The sequence below is a fragment of the Cedecea sp. B1(4) genome (assembly GCF_059414925.1).
In genome coordinates this window covers 1-286 of record NZ_JCAHMZ010000304.1, presented here as the reverse complement: position 1 = coordinate 286, position 286 = coordinate 1, and the positions used below count along the sequence as shown (strand labels likewise).

At 53.1% G+C, this 286-nt stretch carries 1 protein-coding gene; it reads left to right on the top strand.

Going from position 1 to position 286, the window contains the following annotated elements:
* Nucleotides 1-206, top strand: a 206-nt coding sequence (locus tag ACR6JA_RS23055) for a hypothetical protein (RefSeq protein ID WP_494599832.1), incomplete at its 5' end; no start/stop codon positions are given.
* Between the last annotated feature and the right edge of the window lie 80 nt (nucleotides 207-286).

The window sequence follows — 286 nt, the reverse complement described above, 5'->3', positions numbered from 1 at the left end:
CCGCCTGCGCGACAACGTCATCCAATTTCATTCCGCTCAACCGCAGCTTCACGGCTCGCCGCCGTCGCTCGTTGAGCGCCTCAATTCCCAAAGTTCTCGCGTCTGTTCTTTCCATCTTCATTCAACGCACCAAACGCAAGAACGTTTCAACAATTTATGGCCGCGTCAATAATGCCCTGGGGGCCATCCCCTTATCAGGGAAGTGAAGCGGTTTTCAGGAATGTTCCTTTCGACGGGGTTAAAGAGAATCTCAGATAGCAGTCCACATGAACCAGATGCCGGCCAG